Here is a 14,068-nt window from a genome sequence, read left to right as displayed (position 1 = left end):
AGCTCAGCATGGATCCCGGCCTTCGCCGGGATGACACCGAGCGGGATGAAAACTCGGAGTACACCACCATGCCCATCACCCGCTTTTCCGTCGCTCCCCTGTGGCAGCAGACCCAGGCGCTCGCCGCCGTAGCGCGCGGCCAGGCTCCGGCCGATATGGTCATCACCGGCGCCCGCATGCTCTCGACCTATTCCGAGCGCATCGCCAACGACAAGGAAGTCTGGATTTCCGGCGGTCGCATCGCCGCGATCAAGCCGGCCGGCGCCCATAAATCCGCCGCCGCGCCCAAGGCGATCTATGACGCCAAGGGCGGCATCATCGCGCCCGGCCTGGTTGATCCGCATATCCATATCGAAAGCTCGATGGTCACTGCCTGCGCCTATGCCGAGGCGGCCTTGCTCAATGGCACCACCACGATTTTCTGCGACAGCCATGAGATCGGTAACGTCATGGACGTCGCCGGTGTCGAAGCCATGCTTGAAGACGCCCGCATGGCGCCGCTGTCGATCTTCCTTACCGTCCCCTCGACCGTGCCGGCAACTTCGCCCGAACTCGAAACGGCCGGCGGCGACCTGACGCCCGAAAAGATCGGCGCCATGTTCGACAAGTGGCCCGAGGCGCTGGCGCTGGGCGAGAAGATGGACTTCGTGCCGGTCGCCATGGGCGATCCGCGCAGCCACGCCATCATCGCTGAGGCGCTCAAGCGCGGCCGCCCGGTCTCCGGCCACATCTATGGCCGCGAATTCGTTGCGCCCTATGCCGCCTCGGGCGTCACCGATACGCATGAAGCCATCGATATCGATATCTCCGATGATTTCGTCGATGCCGGCATCTGGGTGTTCCTGCGTGGCGGCAACCCGGCGACGCCGTGGAACTCGATTGTCGAGGCCATCCGCCCGATCACCGAGCGTGGCGCCAGCCACAAGCGCTACTGCGTCTGCACCGATGATCGCGATGCCGATGACCTGCTGCATTTCGGCCTCGACTGGGTGGTCCGGGAGGCCATTCGCCTGGGCATGAAGCCCGAACAGGCCTGGGCCATGGGCTCGCTCCACGGCGCCACCCGCTTTGGCCTGGGCGATGAAATCGGCGGCCTCGGCGGCGGCCGTCGCGCCGATCTGGTGTTGCTCGATGACTCGATGAAGCCGGTCAGCACCTGGTATGGCGGCGAACTGGTGGTCGATCACCGCCAGATCACCCCGGTTCTGGAAGAAACCCTCAACCAGCGCTACCGCTACCCCGAGGCGGCCTACAACACCGTCCACACGCCCAAGAATCTCAAGCTGATCCCCGAACTGCCGACCGCCCCGGTCACCGCCAATGCCATCGGCATCGAAATGCCGGGTATCGTGCTGCCGCTGCGCAAGGTGGCGCTGGAGCCGGCCAATGATTGGCCGACCCTGCTCGAAAAGCACAATCTGAGCTTTGTCACCGTCATCGAGCGCCACGGCAAGTCCGATGGTGGCATCGCCCATGGCCTGCTGCAGGATTTCGGCCTGACCAATGGCGCCGTCGGCTCCAGCGTCGGCCATGACAGCCACAACATCCTGCTCGCCGGTACCAATGAGGCCGATATGGCGCTGGCCCTTCAAACCATCCAGGACGCCAAGGGCGGCATTGTCGTGGTGCAGGATGGCAAGGTCACCGCCTTTGTCGGCCTGCCGGTCGCGGGCCTGCTGTCCGACAAGCGCGTGCATGAAGTGGCGGCGGAAAACGTCGCGCTCAAGCGCGCGTGGGAGGCTGCCGGCTGCACCATCCCCTATATGGGCTTCAACCTGATCCCGCTGTCGGTGATCCCCGAAGTCCGCATCACCGACAAGGGCCTGGTCCGCGTCCCCGAAATGGTTCTGGCGCCACTCTATGAGTAATCCCCGCGTTATCATCGACACCGATCCCGGCCTCGACGACGCCGTGGCGATCCTCTTCGCCCTGGGCTCCGGCCGCTTCGACGTGCTGGGCCTGACTACCGTCGCTGGCAATATCGGCCTCGATCGAACCACCGCCAATGCCTTGGGCCTGCTGGCCGTTGCCGGGCGCGGCGATATTCCGGTGCTGATGGGCGCCGAGCGGCCGCTGCGCCGCTGGGGCATCGATGTCGTGGCCATTCACGGCAGCGATGGTCTCGGTGGCATCACCCTGCCGCCGCCACTGGTCACGCCGCAGACCGGGGCAGTGGAGTGGATGGCCCGGCAATTGCGCGACAATCCCGCCGGGACCATCGATATCCTGGCGCTGGGCCCGCTGACCAATATTGCCCGTCTTGTTGCCGATCATCCCGACGCGGCCAAGCGCCTTGGCCGTCTGATCATCATGGGCGGTACGGTCGACGAGCCGGGCAATGTCGGCCCCCGGTCCGAATTCAACTTCGCCTCAGACCCGGAGGCAACGGCCATCGTCCTGCAGGGCGGGCTCACACCGACCATCGTGCCGCTCGACGTCACCCGTCGCGTCCGCGCCGATATGGACTATGTGAACGCGCTCCGCGGCACCATGCATGGCGATGTGACCGCCCAGGTGCTGGAAGCCTATCTGCAGGATGGCAAGCAAAGCCGCCCGTTGCACGACCCTTGCGTCATGCTGCTGGCCTTGGCGCCGGACCTGTTCGACATCGAAACCCGCATGCTGTCAGTCGATCTGAGCGACGGCGCCGATGCCGGTGCCCTGCAGCCAAACCCCAATGGCAGCCCCGTCGCCTGCGCCCTCCGGGTCGACGTCCCCGGCGCGCTGGCCTTGCTCAAGACCGGGTTCGTTTAGTTTTCATAGATCTCGCCCCACTCGCGGTGTCATCCCGGCGCAGGCCGGGATCCATGCTGAAGGCCATCACCACCATCCATCTCGTGGAGAGAGCACAGCATGGATTCCGGCCTGCGCCGGAATAACCCGGTGTATGGGAACCATGTAGGGCAGGGCCACCCTACCGCAATTCCTGCTCCACCAACGCCGTCCAGTATCGCGCGCCGGTCAGGATCGCCTCGTCATTGAAATCGTACCGCGAATTGTGGTGCAGCGCCCCGTCCACTGCCGGACCATTGCCCAGCCACACATAGGCGCCCGGCACTTCGGCGCCCAGAAACGCGAAGTCATCCCCGGCGGTCGAGGGCGGGAAATCCGTCACCACCGGCCGCCCGGTCACCGTCTGCGCCGCCAAGAGCGCCCGCCGCGTCACATCGGCATCATTGACCACCGGCGGTATCCGCCGTTTGAAACTGTAGTCCACCGTGATCCCGAACGTGGCTGCAACACCCTGCGCCAACTGCCCGATTTCGGCCTCCAGCTGGTCGCGCACGGCAGCCGAATAGGCCCGCGCCGTCCCGCCGATCCGCACATCGTCTGGAATGACGTTGAGCGCATTGAAATCGCCCGCCGTGATCGCGCAGGCACTGACCACTGCCGGCTGCAGTGGATCGATCCGCCGCGCCACGATGGTGTGGATGGCCGTCAGAAACTGCGCCGCAGCCGTCACCGCATCACGCCCCAGATGCGGCTTGGCCCCATGCGTGCCGACGCCATGAAACACCACTTCCCAGCTATCCGACGATGCCAGTTGTGGTCCGGCAACCACCGCCATTTCGTCGGGCGCCAGCCCCGGCATATTGTGCAGCCCATAGGCCGCATCCATCGGAAACAGCTTGAACAGGCCATCGTCGACCATGGCCTTGGCGCCGCCCCGGCCTTCCTCGGCCGGCTGGAAAATGAAGTGCACGGTGCCGTTGAAATTGCGCGTCCGCGCCAGATGCCGTGCCGCCGCCAGCAGCATCACCGTGTGCCCGTCATGCCCGCAGGCATGCATCGTATTGGGCGTGCCGGAGCGATAGGGCAGGTCGCCCAACTCGGGCATGGCCAGCGCATCCATATCCGCCCGCAGGCCGATCGAGCGGGTGCCGTCCCCAACCTTGAGCGTCCCGACAACGCCGGTCTTGCCCAACCCGCGATGCACGCTGATCCCCACTTCGGCCAATTGCGCGGCGACGATACCGCTGGTGCGCACTTCCTCGAACCCCAGTTCGGGATGCGCATGCAGGTCCCGCCGCAGCGCGATCATGGATTCGAGTTCAAAAGGGTCGTTGCTGCCGGGTTGCATAGCGTGCCAAGGTCTTGAAAAATATCAGGCGCCAACATCGGCCATGCCTTTTGGCGCAGCAAGGAAAACTTCCACTTTGTCTCTCGCTCCCCACCAGTTCTGGCAGGATATTGCGCCCGCCGGCACCTATGATACCGCCCCGGCGGATGGTTTCACCGATAGCTATCCCGCCGCCCTCGCCGACGGCCGCCAGCTCCTGCTGCCGATTCGCGTCCTGCCCGGCGATGGCAGCCGCGCCGTCGCCTCGATGATCGTCAATCAGGCCAGCTTTGCGGTTGAGGATGCCCTCGCCGAAGTGCTGGTCGAAAGCCTGCGCCCCTATGATCCCGAAGTCATTATCGGCGTGCCGACGCTGGGCCTGCCGCTGGCCGCCAATGTCGCGCGCCGCTTCGGCCATTCGCGCATGGTGGCGCTCGGCACGTCCCGCAAGTTCTGGTACCTCGATGCCCTGTCGGAACCGATGAGCTCGATCACCAGCCCCATGCACGCCAAGACCATCTTCGTCGATCCGCGCATGCTGCCGCTGCTCGAGGGCCGTCGCGTCGTCGTCATCGACGATGTCATCAGCTCCGGAACCTCGATGGCCGCCGTGCTGCGGCTGCTGGAAAAAGCCGGCATTCCACCGGTCGCCATCGCCACCGCCATGCTGCAAAGCACCCGCTGGCAGGAGCCCCTGGCGCCCTGGCGCGATCGCATCGTCGCCGCCACCCACTCGCCGCTGCTGCACAAGACGGCATCCAACCACTGGCAACCCGCCCCAGCCGACCCCGTGCTTGGCCGGCCGGCATAAGCAGAAACCCCGGCCAGGGCCGGGGTTTCATAGGGTGCGGAAGCTTGCCGCCAGGGCATTGGCAATGCGCCGAATGGCTCACGCCGCTTGCTGGCTGACGTTCCGATTGGGAATGAATATCATCTCCAGCAGCGATAGCAGGGCAATGGCGCCGACCATGGCGCCGCTGGTCAGAACGACACGTTGCACCACCACTTCGAACGCATCCCGCGCGCCGAACGTCGCCGACACCAGCATCACCAGCGCCACCGAACAGATATACTGGTAGAACAGCGGGCGGGCCCGGCCAGTGGTCATCTTGTCGATCAGCACAAAGGTGATCAGCGTGATCAGGGCCGCCAGAACCGGAAACTGTGGCACTACATGGTAGATCGCCATGGCGCCGATTGCGACCAGCGCACCGATTATGGTCCCGCCGCCGCGATCCACCAATTGCTCCATCCGCCCACCGCGATCCGGCTCGGCACAGACAAAGGCCAGCATGATCGGCACGATCAACAGGTTCATGTCGCCCGTGGCAAAGGTCGCCAACATTACGGGCACATAAACCGCCAGCCGGATCAGCAGCTCGGCACGCGGATTGGCTCCGGTGAAGGGATCGATCTTTTCGACATGGATACGGCTGGTCTGCGGTGGCAGCAGGATATTGAGCGCCACCATGGCAACGCCCAGGATCACCCCGCCAGATGCCATGCTGTCCCGGATCGCCACCAGGGCCTGATCGCTATACAGCGCCGACATCGACATCATGGCCGGGAACACCGTCAGGATGATGCCGCCGCGCGAGCCCTTGAACAGCATCAGTGCAATGCCGCCTGCGGCGAGCACCACATTGACCAGGATGAACAGGCTGGGCTCGCTCACCGTCGCCGCGGCGATCCAGCTGAACACGAAGGCCATTATCGGCAGCATGAGCGGCCCGGCAAATATCTTGGCATTCAAGGCGCCGCGCTGGTTGGACATCATCGACATCGCAAATACGATCGGCATCATCGGCTGCGTCACGCCCAGCGGTTCCGCAAGGATGACGCAGAGCGCAACGGCCAGCGCGGTGCGCAGGGCAAGGTACGGATCCTCGTTGGGATCGACTCTGGTCAGCTCTTCCATGATCCGTGATCCTTAGTTGAAGCCCGATAGCATGCTGCCAAGGCCCATCAGGGTCCGTGCAATGGTCGGGATCAGCCCATCCTCTGGGATGATGAGGACGCTGGCTTCCGAACCCAGCCGCACGCTGCCCGGCAGCGCCGACATGTCATCGATGGAGACCCGCACCGGCACCTTGCGGGCAGGTGGGAACCAGCGCGTATCGTTAGACGATTGTGCCAGCCCGTTCACCGTGGTGCGGCCGCTATTGATACCCCAGGCAATACTGTCGACAGTCGCTTCGAACTGACGGCCCGGCGCCGCCTCGAAGGCCACGATGGCACGGTCGCCCGGCTGCACATTGACCAGCTGGTTTTCCCGCAGGTCGGCAATGATCATCTGTGTCTTGGGATTGATGAAGGTCATGGCCGGCGTGCCCGCCGCAACAAACTGCCCTTCAGCCAGCGAAAGGTTGGAAATATAACCATCGGCGGGCGCCAGCACAGTCGTGTTGGCCAGCGCAAATTCGGCCTTGTCGAGCACGGCCTGCGCCGTCCGCAAATTCGGATTGTTGCCGTCATTGGTGTTGGCGGTCAGCTTGACCCGCTCGACCTCGGCCCTGGCCGCTTCAACATTGAGCTGCGCTGTCTGGTGATTGGCATCCGCCGTGTTGAACTTGGCCACCGAGACGAGCCCGCTCTGATGCAATTGCGTCGTCCGGTCCAGGTCCTGCTCGGCCGTCAGCAGCGCCACTTCGGCCTGCGCCAGCTTGGCCTCTGCCGCCGGAATTGCCGCGACCCCGGCCGAAACGCTGTTCAGCGCCTGGTCGAGCTGGGCCTGCGCCTGCGCCACATCCATCCTGAAAGTCGAATCGTCGATCTGGAACAGCGGCTGTCCCGCCTTCACCTCGGCATTGTCGGCGATCAGCAGGTGCTGCACCGGCCCGGCCACGCGGGGCGCGATCTGGGTCACCTGCGCGGTGATCGAGGCGCCGCTGGCATAGGGGGCATAATGATCCGATAGCGGATACCAGGCCACCAGGGCACCCAGCGTCACCAGAACGCCGATGCCAAATAGCTTGGCCTTCTTGCGGCTCTTGTTGGTGGCTGGGGCAGGGGGCGGCATTGCATCAGTTTGCGACAACGGGGCTGCCGAGGGCGCGGGCACCGCTTCGATGTCCTTGGCGCGACCGCCCGGCAGCGTCACTACATTGGCATTGGCCGCAACGCCGGTGGTCGCCTCGCCTTTGTCTTCCATCATATCTTTGCCCTGTGTCATAGTCCGCTCCGTTGAGGCTGCCTATATAAGGTACACGAATTAGCTATTCAACAAAGATACTTTATTGCATAGCTACATCCTGAATTAGGAATGCGACGTGACCCAGGAACTTGAACTCGAAAGCGTGCTGCGCGACCTGACCGGGGAAATGACCCATGTTTACAGGTGGTTGGCAGAGAGCGCCGGCATCAATCACACTGATCTGATGTGTCTGTTCTTCGTGCGCTCAGCCGATGGCACGGCCACGCCCAAGGCCGTGTCCCAGCATTTGGGCCTCACCAGCGGCGCCACGGCGATCATGCTCAACCGTCTGGAGGCGGCCGGTTTCATCGTGCGCGGTCCCCATCCCACGGACCGGCGCGGCGTGCTGCTGTCGCTGGGCACGGAAGTCCGGGAATCGGGATTGCTGCAACTGCGCGAAAAGTTCATCGACCTCAACCAGGCCGTCTATGCCGCCTTCTCGGAGGAGGAGCTGGCCGTCGTCCGCCGCTTCATGCGGGCCTTGCTGGTCAATACCCGCGACTCCCTCCGCCGCATGCGCATGGAACACGCCGCCAAGTCCGCCGAAACCGCCAAGGTCGGTTAGCTGTCGCCGTCGGCCACCCCACATTGACGACCAGAAAATCAATGAGGGCGCGCAAACCCTTTAACCCGACGTTCTGTGGTCCCCCTTCGGGTAGCGCCTCCTCATCCGCCTGTGAATGGCGGAACCTAAGATCGACGGTGATGGCCGATGAACTGGATGCGATTATCTGGAATGAAGGCGAGATGAAGGTGGCCGCATAATGGAAAAGTTCGACAACTACCTCGTAACCGAGCTTGTGGTGCCCGGCGTGATTCCGCTGCCTCTTGATCCTGAAACGACCGAAATGCTGCCCGGCAGCTACACGGTCAAGCATCTGGCTAACGGCACGCTCATTGAACGTTCTGACGGCGATGACCTTCCGTTCAGCGCCACTCTCTTCACCTGCGCCGGTTACATTCCCGTGACGTTCTTTGGGTCAAAGACTGCGGGCTATTTGGTGAACGATCCGCCGGAGCCCGGCGTCACCATCGATGAACTTGATGACCATGACCGGGCTATTGTGCGGGTTGAGAAGCCCGCCGCCTAGAACCAGCCCGACCAGACACCAGCGCCGCCAACCTTAGTGGTTTGGCGGCGCTTATTTCGACCAGCTAGTTCGGAGTTTCGTCCGTAAAAGGTCCACCCTCGCTATGGTCCAAATAGATGGTGCCAACCTTCTTGCCGGTATCGTCCCGCAGGTCGATGAAGCCAGTTTCAAGATCGCCGCTTTCCACCATGGCAGCAGCCTTACGCAATACGTCAGCAGTGCGCTTATTGATCGCCGCATCATCCCAACCAGCGATGTTGATAGCCACATCACACTGCAAGTTCGAAATTAATTCATCGTCCATGGTCTTGCCTTCGGTCCAATCGTAGTTTTTCTCCGGTTCGTCAGGCACCGGCTGCATGTTCATAGCTGCACTTGAAACAGAACTTCATATCAGCCGGTTGCCGATGACTGCATTTGATACATGATCGTTTCGGTGCGTCTGGCGAAATGATCTTAATAGCGAGCAGGGCCAAGCCACCCAATACAGCAAGCCCGCCGAAAATCACCACGATCCAAAACATCACCTGAAAAAAGCCAGCACTCCACAAGAGCCAAGTCGGTAGCGCGACGGCTGCGCCCGCCGTGACACCAAGTGCAACCGGGCCTCCGATTATGACGATTAGAATGGCAGCAAGCAGCAATATGATTGGCAATCTGGTCCCCTCCCAAGGCAGCTGGAATCTCTGCATGGTCGAGGCGAGGAAGGCAATGGCGAAGTGCGGCGCAAACAGGCCGACCATTAGCGTGTTTTCCACACGGTGCTAACGAACACTGCTAATGCAGATCGATAAGTGGTTGATCTAAATTAATAAAACCGATTGGCTGGGGAACCTGGATTCGAACCAAGATTGACGGAGTCAGAGTCCGCTGTTCTACCGTTGAACTATTCCCCAGCAGGCCGGTGAGCCGTGGTGGCGCGGAGGAGAAACCGAGGTGTCTCGTCAAGCGCGGGGTCTGAATAGACAATGCCGATCCATATTGCAAGGCATGGTTTGGACAAGTTGTGGGCAAAATCGTTTGGATTGCGCTGAAGCCCCCCTTGCTCTACCGTCGAACCCGACACGCAATGACAGTGCGTCGGGCGCAATCGGCATGTCCGGTTCGGCGACCGCGCACGCAGGAGACTATAGTGACCGATGAGAATCGGTCCGCTGCCGTACAATCGTCTCCAGACGATTCGGCAATCCGTACCCGGAATGGCGGTGGCCAGGCCGGGGGAGGGGCAGGGCCTGCGAGCCCCATAGCTCCGCCACCGGACACGCGGACGGCCAATGCCACAAATCCCCACCGCAAGAACCGCGGCCCCGTTTATGCGGCGCTCGATCTTGGCACCAATAATTGCCGCCTTCTGATCGCCCGCCCGCATGAGCACGGCTTTCGTGTGCTCGATGGCTTCACCCGTATCGTCCGGCTGGGCGAGGGCGTTTCCGTCACTGGTCGCCTCGGCGAAGCGGCGATGGAGCGCACCATGGAAGCGCTGCGCCAGTGCCGCAACAAGCTGCGCGAGCATCAGCCCGCGCGCATGCGCCTGATTGCCACCGAAGCGTGCCGCGCCGCCGAGAACGGTCCGGCCTTTCTCGCCCGCGTCAAGCAAGAGCTGGGGCTGGAGCTTGAAATCGTCGATCGCCGCACCGAGGCAGAACTGGCCGTAACCGGCTGCGCCGACCTGATCGAGGGCGCCGCCCAGGGCGCGTTGATGTTCGATATCGGCGGTGGTTCATCCGAATTGGCCTGGCTGGATTTCCGCGGCGGCCGTCCCAAGAGCCAGGGCCGCATGTCCGCCTCGATTCGCTCCTGGCAGTCATTGCCGGTGGGCGTCGTCTCCATCGCCGAAAAGTTCGGCGGCATCGACGTGACGCCGCAATCCTTCGAGGCCATGGTCAGCTTTGTCTCCGAACATCTGCGCCAGTTTCGTGGCCGCGAAAAGCTGCGCCAGATGATCGGCACCCATCCGGTGCATCTGATCGGCACCTCGGGCACCGTCACCACGCTGGCCGGCCTGCATCTCGGCCTTGAGCGCTATGAGCGCCAGAAGGTGGATGGCCTGTGGATGAAGCGCGGCGAAGTCGATGAGACCATGCGGGTCCTGCTCGGCATGCCGTTCGAGCGCCGCGTCGGCCATCCCTGCATTGGCCGCGACCGCGCCGATCTGGTATTGCCTGGCTGCGCCATTTTTGAAGCCATTCGCCGCGAATGGCCGACCGAGCGCGTCCGCGTTGCCGATCGGGGCTTGCGCGAAGGCATTCTGATCTCACTGATGGACGCCGATCGCGCCCGCACCCGATCTACCCGTTACCCGCCCCGGAGACAGAGCAATGGTTGATAAAGCCCTCGGAACCGGCGGCCGCAAGTCCGACAAGGACCTCAAGATCCGCGTGCGCTCGGCGAAAGGCCGCAAGGTCTCGTCCACCAAGTGGCTGGAGCGTCAGCTCAATGACCCCTATGTGGCCCGTGCTCGCGCCGAAGGCCTGCGGTCGCGCGCCGCGTTCAAGATTCGCGAGATCGACCAGAAGCACAAGCTGTTCCGCAAGGGCATGCGCGTGGTCGATCTGGGCGCTGCCCCCGGCGGCTGGTCGCAGATTGCTGCCACGGCCACTGGCTCCACCGATGCCAATCCGCTGATCGTCGGCATTGATTATCTGGAAATGGACCCGATTCCGGGCGTGATCCTGCTGCAAAAGGATTTCACCGATGAGGACGCGCCGGCCCAGCTGATTGCCGCCATGGGTGGCAAGAAGGCCGATCTGGTCATGTCCGACATGGCCTGGCCCACCACCGGCCATCGCCCCACCGATCACCTGCGCATCGTCCATCTGATCGAGGTCGCTGCCGATTTCGCCATCGACGTGCTGGCGCCGGGCGGCACCTTCGTCGCCAAGGTGTTCCAGGGCGGCACCGAGCATGAGCTGCTGCACATGCTCAAGCGCCACTTCCGCACCACCTTCCACGCCAAGCCGCCCTCCAGCCGCCAGGATTCGGCCGAGGCCTATCTGGTTGCCAAGGGCTTCAAGGGCGACGTGCCCCGCGAAACCCGCGTCGAAGACGACGAGGAATAGGGCGCGGCGCCGCCGCGCCCACAGGCCATTCCCACGCAGCCGGGATTGACCTTCCTGCGGGTGGCGCCGCTCACTCCTTCGCAATCACCGCCGGTTTGTGCCCGGACACATCGCTACCCGCATCGCGCGGCAGCCGGAAATACACGATCCCGGCAATGGCGCTCAGCGCCCCCACGACAAAGAACGCCACCTGGAAATCGATCAGCGTCAGCCCGCCGCCATGGGCGCGGCTGCTGATTTCGATGATAGCCCCGGCAACCGCCACGCCAAAGGCGATGCTGAGCTGCTGCGCCACGGCGTTGATAGCGGTGGCCTGGCTGGCCTCTTCATTGTCGATATCGGCATAGCCGATGGCATTGGAGCCGGTGAAGAAGATCGAGCGCAGGATGCCACCAGCCAGCAATACCCCCATCATCACCGCCGCGGGCGTGCCCTGGGTGAAAAAGCCCTGCGCCGCGATCAGGATGCCGCCAAAGAACGCCGCAAAGCCCAGCACGCGTGGAAATCCAAACCGCGCATAGACCTGCTCGGCCAGGAACTTGCTCATGATCGCGCCGATGGCCGAAACAAAGGTGATGGCCCCCGACTGGAACGGATTGAGGCCAAATCCGAGCTGCAGCATCAGCGGCAGCAGGAAGGGCACCGCACCCACCCCGACCCGGAAAATCGAGCCGCCGATCATTGATGAGCGGAACAGCTTGTGGCGGAACAGGGCAGGGTCCAGCAGCGGATATTTGGTCCGCCGGGCATGCATCAGATAGAGAATGCCCGAGACCACGCCGACGGCCACGGTCAGATAGCCATAAACGATCGGCAGCGCCGGCAGGCTGATGACCGACAGCCCGAAGATTGTCCCGGAAAAGCAGACTGCGGCCAGGATGAAGCCGACCACGTCGATAGGGCGCGGATTGCGCGCGTCGATGACTTTGAGATAGCGCCCGGCCAGCAGTATCCCGGCAATGCCGATGGGAATATTGATCCAGAAAATCCAGTGCCAGCTGAGATAGGTGGTGAGGAACCCGCCGATCAGCGGTCCGGTCACCGGCCCCAGCAGCGCCGGCACGGTCAGCCAGGCCATTGCTGAAACCAGCTCATTGCGCGGTGTCGAGCGCACCAGCAACAACCTGCCCACCGGCGTCATCATCGACGAGCCGATGCCCTGGAAAAACCGCGAGGCCACGAAAGTCTCGAGCGAATAGGAGAACGAGCAGGCGAGCGAGCCCAGCATGAATACGAAGATTGCCAGCCGGAAGATGTTCTTGGCGCCGAACCGGTCGGCCATCCAGCCGCTGATCGGAATGAAAATCGCCAGCGCCACGAAATAGGCCGTCAGCGCCAGCTTCAGCGAGATCGGCTCGGTGCCGATATCGGCGGCAATCGCGGGCAGGGAGGTGGCAATGACGGTCGAATCCATCTGTTCCATGAACAGGGCGACCGCAAGAATAAGGGGCGTAACGCGGACCACGGGACTACCGGGAAACAATCGGAAAGGAATCGGGAGGGGCCGTAACCGGCCGCGCGAACTATGAACCCGCAGCGCGGTGATGCAAAGCCAGCAATGCCTGTTGCGGCAAGACTTTAGGGGAAGAGGCGGAATCGATGCGTGATGCCCCTGGCGCTTCCCAGCAAGAAAAAAAGGCCGGGCTCACGCCCGACCCCTTACTCTCAAAGCCCCGGAAGGCCTTATTCGGCTGCAACCTGCTTGGGCTGCACTTCGGCGCTATAGGCATCGATCAGCGTGCGGCAGCCTTCTGCCGGCGTGAATGAGAACTCGCCGATCTGCGACACCGGGGTCACTTCCGCGGCAGTGCCGGTCAGGAAGCATTCGTCGAAATCGCCCAGCTCTTCCGGCTTCATGTGGCGCTCGGTCACGGTGAAACCATTGGCCTTGGCCAGGGCGATCAGCGTGCGGCGGGTAATGCCGTCGAGGAAGCAATCGGGCGTCGGCGTTACGATGTCCTTGCCCTTGATGAAGAACACGTTGGCGCCGGTGGCCTCTGCCACATAGCCGCGATAGTCCAGCATCAGCGCGTCGGCATAGCCATTGGCCATGGCCGCGTCCTTGGACAGGGTGCAGATCATGTAGAGGCCGGCAGCCTTGGCCTTGCACGGAATGGTGTCGGGCGCCGGGCGACGCCACTTGGACCATTCCAGGCGGATGCCCTTGAGCTTTTCTTCGGTCGAGAAATAGCTCGGCCACACCCATGCAGCAATCGCCAGGTGCACCGTGTTATTGCGCGCCGGCACGCTCAGCTCTTCCGAGCCGCGCCAGGCAACGGGACGCATATAAGCATCGACCAGATTGTTCTTGGCGAGCACTTCGCGGCAGGCCGCGTCGATCTCGTCGGCCGAATAGGGAATCGTGAAGTCGAGCGTCTTGCCCGAGGCAATCAGCCGCTCGGTGTGTTCGCGCAGCTTGAAGACTTCGCCGCCATAGGCCCGCTGGCCCTCGAATACGCAGCTGGCATAGTGCAGCCCGTGCGTAAGCACGTGGATCTTCGCGTCTTTCCAAGGTTTGAGCTCGCCGTCAAACCAGATCCAGCCCTCGCGCTGGTCCATTGGCACGCCTGCCATCATCGTCTCCCGATACAAAAGTATTACGAGGCCTTTTCACGCGGAAAAGCCTGCTTGCGCCGATCATGCCCCACCCTCAAGCCCTTGGCAA

The 14,068-nt window shown here is 63.0% G+C and carries 14 protein-coding genes and 1 tRNA gene; 7 read left to right on the top strand and 8 right to left on the bottom strand.

All coding sequences use genetic code 11. The annotated features are described in order from the left end of the window. Window positions 1-68: 68 nt before the first annotated feature. Together BUA69_RS00470 and BUA69_RS00465 are read left to right on the top strand one after the other, a co-directional pair. Window positions 69-1,868: an adenine deaminase C-terminal domain-containing protein gene (locus BUA69_RS00470; protein WP_046134416.1), complete on the top strand. Its 1,800-nt coding sequence runs from the start codon at window positions 69-71 to the stop codon at window positions 1,866-1,868. After that, window positions 1,861-2,754, top strand: coding sequence for a nucleoside hydrolase (locus tag BUA69_RS00465; protein ID WP_046134358.1), 894 nt, complete (start codon window positions 1,861-1,863; stop codon window positions 2,752-2,754). The genes BUA69_RS00470 and BUA69_RS00465 overlap by 8 nt, the downstream gene beginning before the upstream one ends. A 160-nt stretch (window positions 2,755-2,914) precedes the next feature. On the opposite strand, the gene BUA69_RS00460 is transcribed toward BUA69_RS00465, so the two are convergent. Continuing rightward, entirely contained in the window at window positions 2,915-4,081 is a 1,167-nt protein-coding gene (locus tag BUA69_RS00460; RefSeq protein ID WP_046134357.1) for a M20 aminoacylase family protein, read from the bottom strand. Window positions 4,082-4,124: 43 nt separating this feature from the next. Here BUA69_RS00460 and BUA69_RS00455 point away from each other — a divergent pair, with 43 nt between their 5' ends. Continuing rightward, on the top strand, window positions 4,125-4,871 hold the full coding sequence (locus tag BUA69_RS00455) for a phosphoribosyltransferase (protein ID WP_046134356.1): 747 nt from the start codon (window positions 4,125-4,127) through the stop codon (window positions 4,869-4,871). Between the two features lie 78 nt (window positions 4,872-4,949). On the opposite strand, the gene BUA69_RS00450 is transcribed toward BUA69_RS00455, so the two are convergent. Both BUA69_RS00450 and BUA69_RS00445 read right to left on the bottom strand, forming a co-directional pair. Beyond that, a complete protein-coding gene (locus tag BUA69_RS00450) occupies window positions 4,950-5,978 on the bottom strand; it encodes an FUSC family protein (protein WP_046134355.1) in 1,029 nt (342 codons plus the stop codon). 12 nt (window positions 5,979-5,990) lie between these two features. Then, window positions 5,991-7,232, bottom strand: a complete 1,242-nt coding sequence (locus tag BUA69_RS00445; RefSeq protein ID WP_052950415.1) for an HlyD family secretion protein — start codon at window positions 7,230-7,232, stop codon at window positions 5,991-5,993. 97 nt (window positions 7,233-7,329) lie between these two features. Here BUA69_RS00445 and BUA69_RS00440 point away from each other — a divergent pair, with 97 nt between their 5' ends. Further along, window positions 7,330-7,818, top strand: coding sequence for a MarR family winged helix-turn-helix transcriptional regulator (locus BUA69_RS00440; RefSeq protein WP_052950414.1), 489 nt, complete (start codon window positions 7,330-7,332; stop codon window positions 7,816-7,818). Window positions 7,819-8,017: 199 nt separating this feature from the next. Beyond that, window positions 8,018-8,344, top strand: a complete 327-nt coding sequence (locus BUA69_RS00435; protein WP_046134354.1) for a hypothetical protein — start codon at window positions 8,018-8,020, stop codon at window positions 8,342-8,344. Window positions 8,345-8,408: 64 nt separating this feature from the next. Here BUA69_RS00435 and BUA69_RS00430 read toward each other — a convergent pair whose 3' ends face one another. The 3 genes from BUA69_RS00430 to BUA69_RS00420 all read right to left on the bottom strand — a co-directional run bounded on the left by BUA69_RS00430 (window position 8,409) and on the right by BUA69_RS00420 (window position 9,240). Next, on the bottom strand, window positions 8,409-8,711 hold the full coding sequence (locus tag BUA69_RS00430; protein ID WP_143154365.1) for a hypothetical protein: 303 nt from the start codon (window positions 8,709-8,711) through the stop codon (window positions 8,409-8,411). Beyond that, on the bottom strand, window positions 8,689-9,087 hold the full coding sequence (locus BUA69_RS00425) for a hypothetical protein (protein ID WP_046134352.1): 399 nt from the start codon (window positions 9,085-9,087) through the stop codon (window positions 8,689-8,691). The genes BUA69_RS00430 and BUA69_RS00425 overlap by 23 nt, the downstream gene beginning before the upstream one ends. Window positions 9,088-9,166: 79 nt before the next feature. After that, window positions 9,167-9,240, bottom strand: a tRNA-Gln gene (locus BUA69_RS00420). 236 nt (window positions 9,241-9,476) lie between these two features. Between BUA69_RS00420 and BUA69_RS00415 the strand changes: the two genes are divergently transcribed. After that, window positions 9,477-10,670 (top strand): Ppx/GppA phosphatase family protein, encoded by a 1,194-nt coding sequence (locus BUA69_RS00415; protein ID WP_072866426.1) that lies wholly within the window; start codon window positions 9,477-9,479, stop codon window positions 10,668-10,670. Next, window positions 10,663-11,403: an RlmE family RNA methyltransferase gene (locus BUA69_RS00410; RefSeq protein ID WP_046134351.1), complete on the top strand. Its 741-nt coding sequence runs from the start codon at window positions 10,663-10,665 to the stop codon at window positions 11,401-11,403. Before BUA69_RS00415 ends, BUA69_RS00410 begins: the two co-directional genes overlap by 8 nt. Before the next feature lie 70 nt (window positions 11,404-11,473). On the opposite strand, the gene BUA69_RS00405 is transcribed toward BUA69_RS00410, so the two are convergent. Next, a complete protein-coding gene (locus BUA69_RS00405) occupies window positions 11,474-12,868 on the bottom strand; it encodes an MFS transporter (RefSeq protein WP_072866425.1) in 1,395 nt (464 codons plus the stop codon). A gap of 218 nt (window positions 12,869-13,086) precedes the next feature. Further along, window positions 13,087-13,977, bottom strand: coding sequence for a branched-chain amino acid aminotransferase (locus tag BUA69_RS00400; protein WP_046134349.1), 891 nt, complete (start codon window positions 13,975-13,977; stop codon window positions 13,087-13,089). Window positions 13,978-14,068: the final 91 nt, after the last annotated feature.

The sequence above is a fragment of the Devosia limi DSM 17137 genome, from assembly GCF_900128975.1.
Classification (GTDB): domain Bacteria; phylum Pseudomonadota; class Alphaproteobacteria; order Rhizobiales; family Devosiaceae; genus Devosia; species Devosia limi.
This window is presented reverse-complemented; position numbering and strand designations above follow the sequence as displayed.

What these genes read in the sequence shown, in the direction of transcription:
- BUA69_RS00470 (WP_046134416.1), top strand. Translation starts at nt 69, where the DNA reads ATGCCCATCACCCGCTTTTCCGTCGCTCCCCTGTGGCAGCAGACCCAG.
- BUA69_RS00465 (WP_046134358.1), top strand. Translation starts at nt 1,861, where the DNA reads ATGAGTAATCCCCGCGTTATCATCGACACCGATCCCGGCCTCGACGAC.
- BUA69_RS00460 (WP_046134357.1), bottom strand. Translation starts at nt 4,081, where the DNA reads ATGCAACCCGGCAGCAACGACCCTTTTGAACTCGAATCCATGATCGCG.
- BUA69_RS00455 (WP_046134356.1), top strand. Translation starts at nt 4,125, where the DNA reads ATGCCTTTTGGCGCAGCAAGGAAAACTTCCACTTTGTCTCTCGCTCCC.
- BUA69_RS00450 (WP_046134355.1), bottom strand. Translation starts at nt 5,978, where the DNA reads ATGGAAGAGCTGACCAGAGTCGATCCCAACGAGGATCCGTACCTTGCC.
- BUA69_RS00445 (WP_052950415.1), bottom strand. Translation starts at nt 7,232, where the DNA reads ATGACACAGGGCAAAGATATGATGGAAGACAAAGGCGAGGCGACCACC.
- BUA69_RS00435 (WP_046134354.1), top strand. Translation starts at nt 8,018, where the DNA reads ATGGAAAAGTTCGACAACTACCTCGTAACCGAGCTTGTGGTGCCCGGC.
- BUA69_RS00430 (WP_143154365.1), bottom strand. Translation starts at nt 8,711, where the DNA reads ATGAACATGCAGCCGGTGCCTGACGAACCGGAGAAAAACTACGATTGG.
- BUA69_RS00425 (WP_046134352.1), bottom strand. Translation starts at nt 9,087, where the DNA reads ATGGTCGGCCTGTTTGCGCCGCACTTCGCCATTGCCTTCCTCGCCTCG.
- BUA69_RS00410 (WP_046134351.1), top strand. Translation starts at nt 10,663, where the DNA reads ATGGTTGATAAAGCCCTCGGAACCGGCGGCCGCAAGTCCGACAAGGAC.
- BUA69_RS00400 (WP_046134349.1), bottom strand. Translation starts at nt 13,977, where the DNA reads ATGGCAGGCGTGCCAATGGACCAGCGCGAGGGCTGGATCTGGTTTGAC.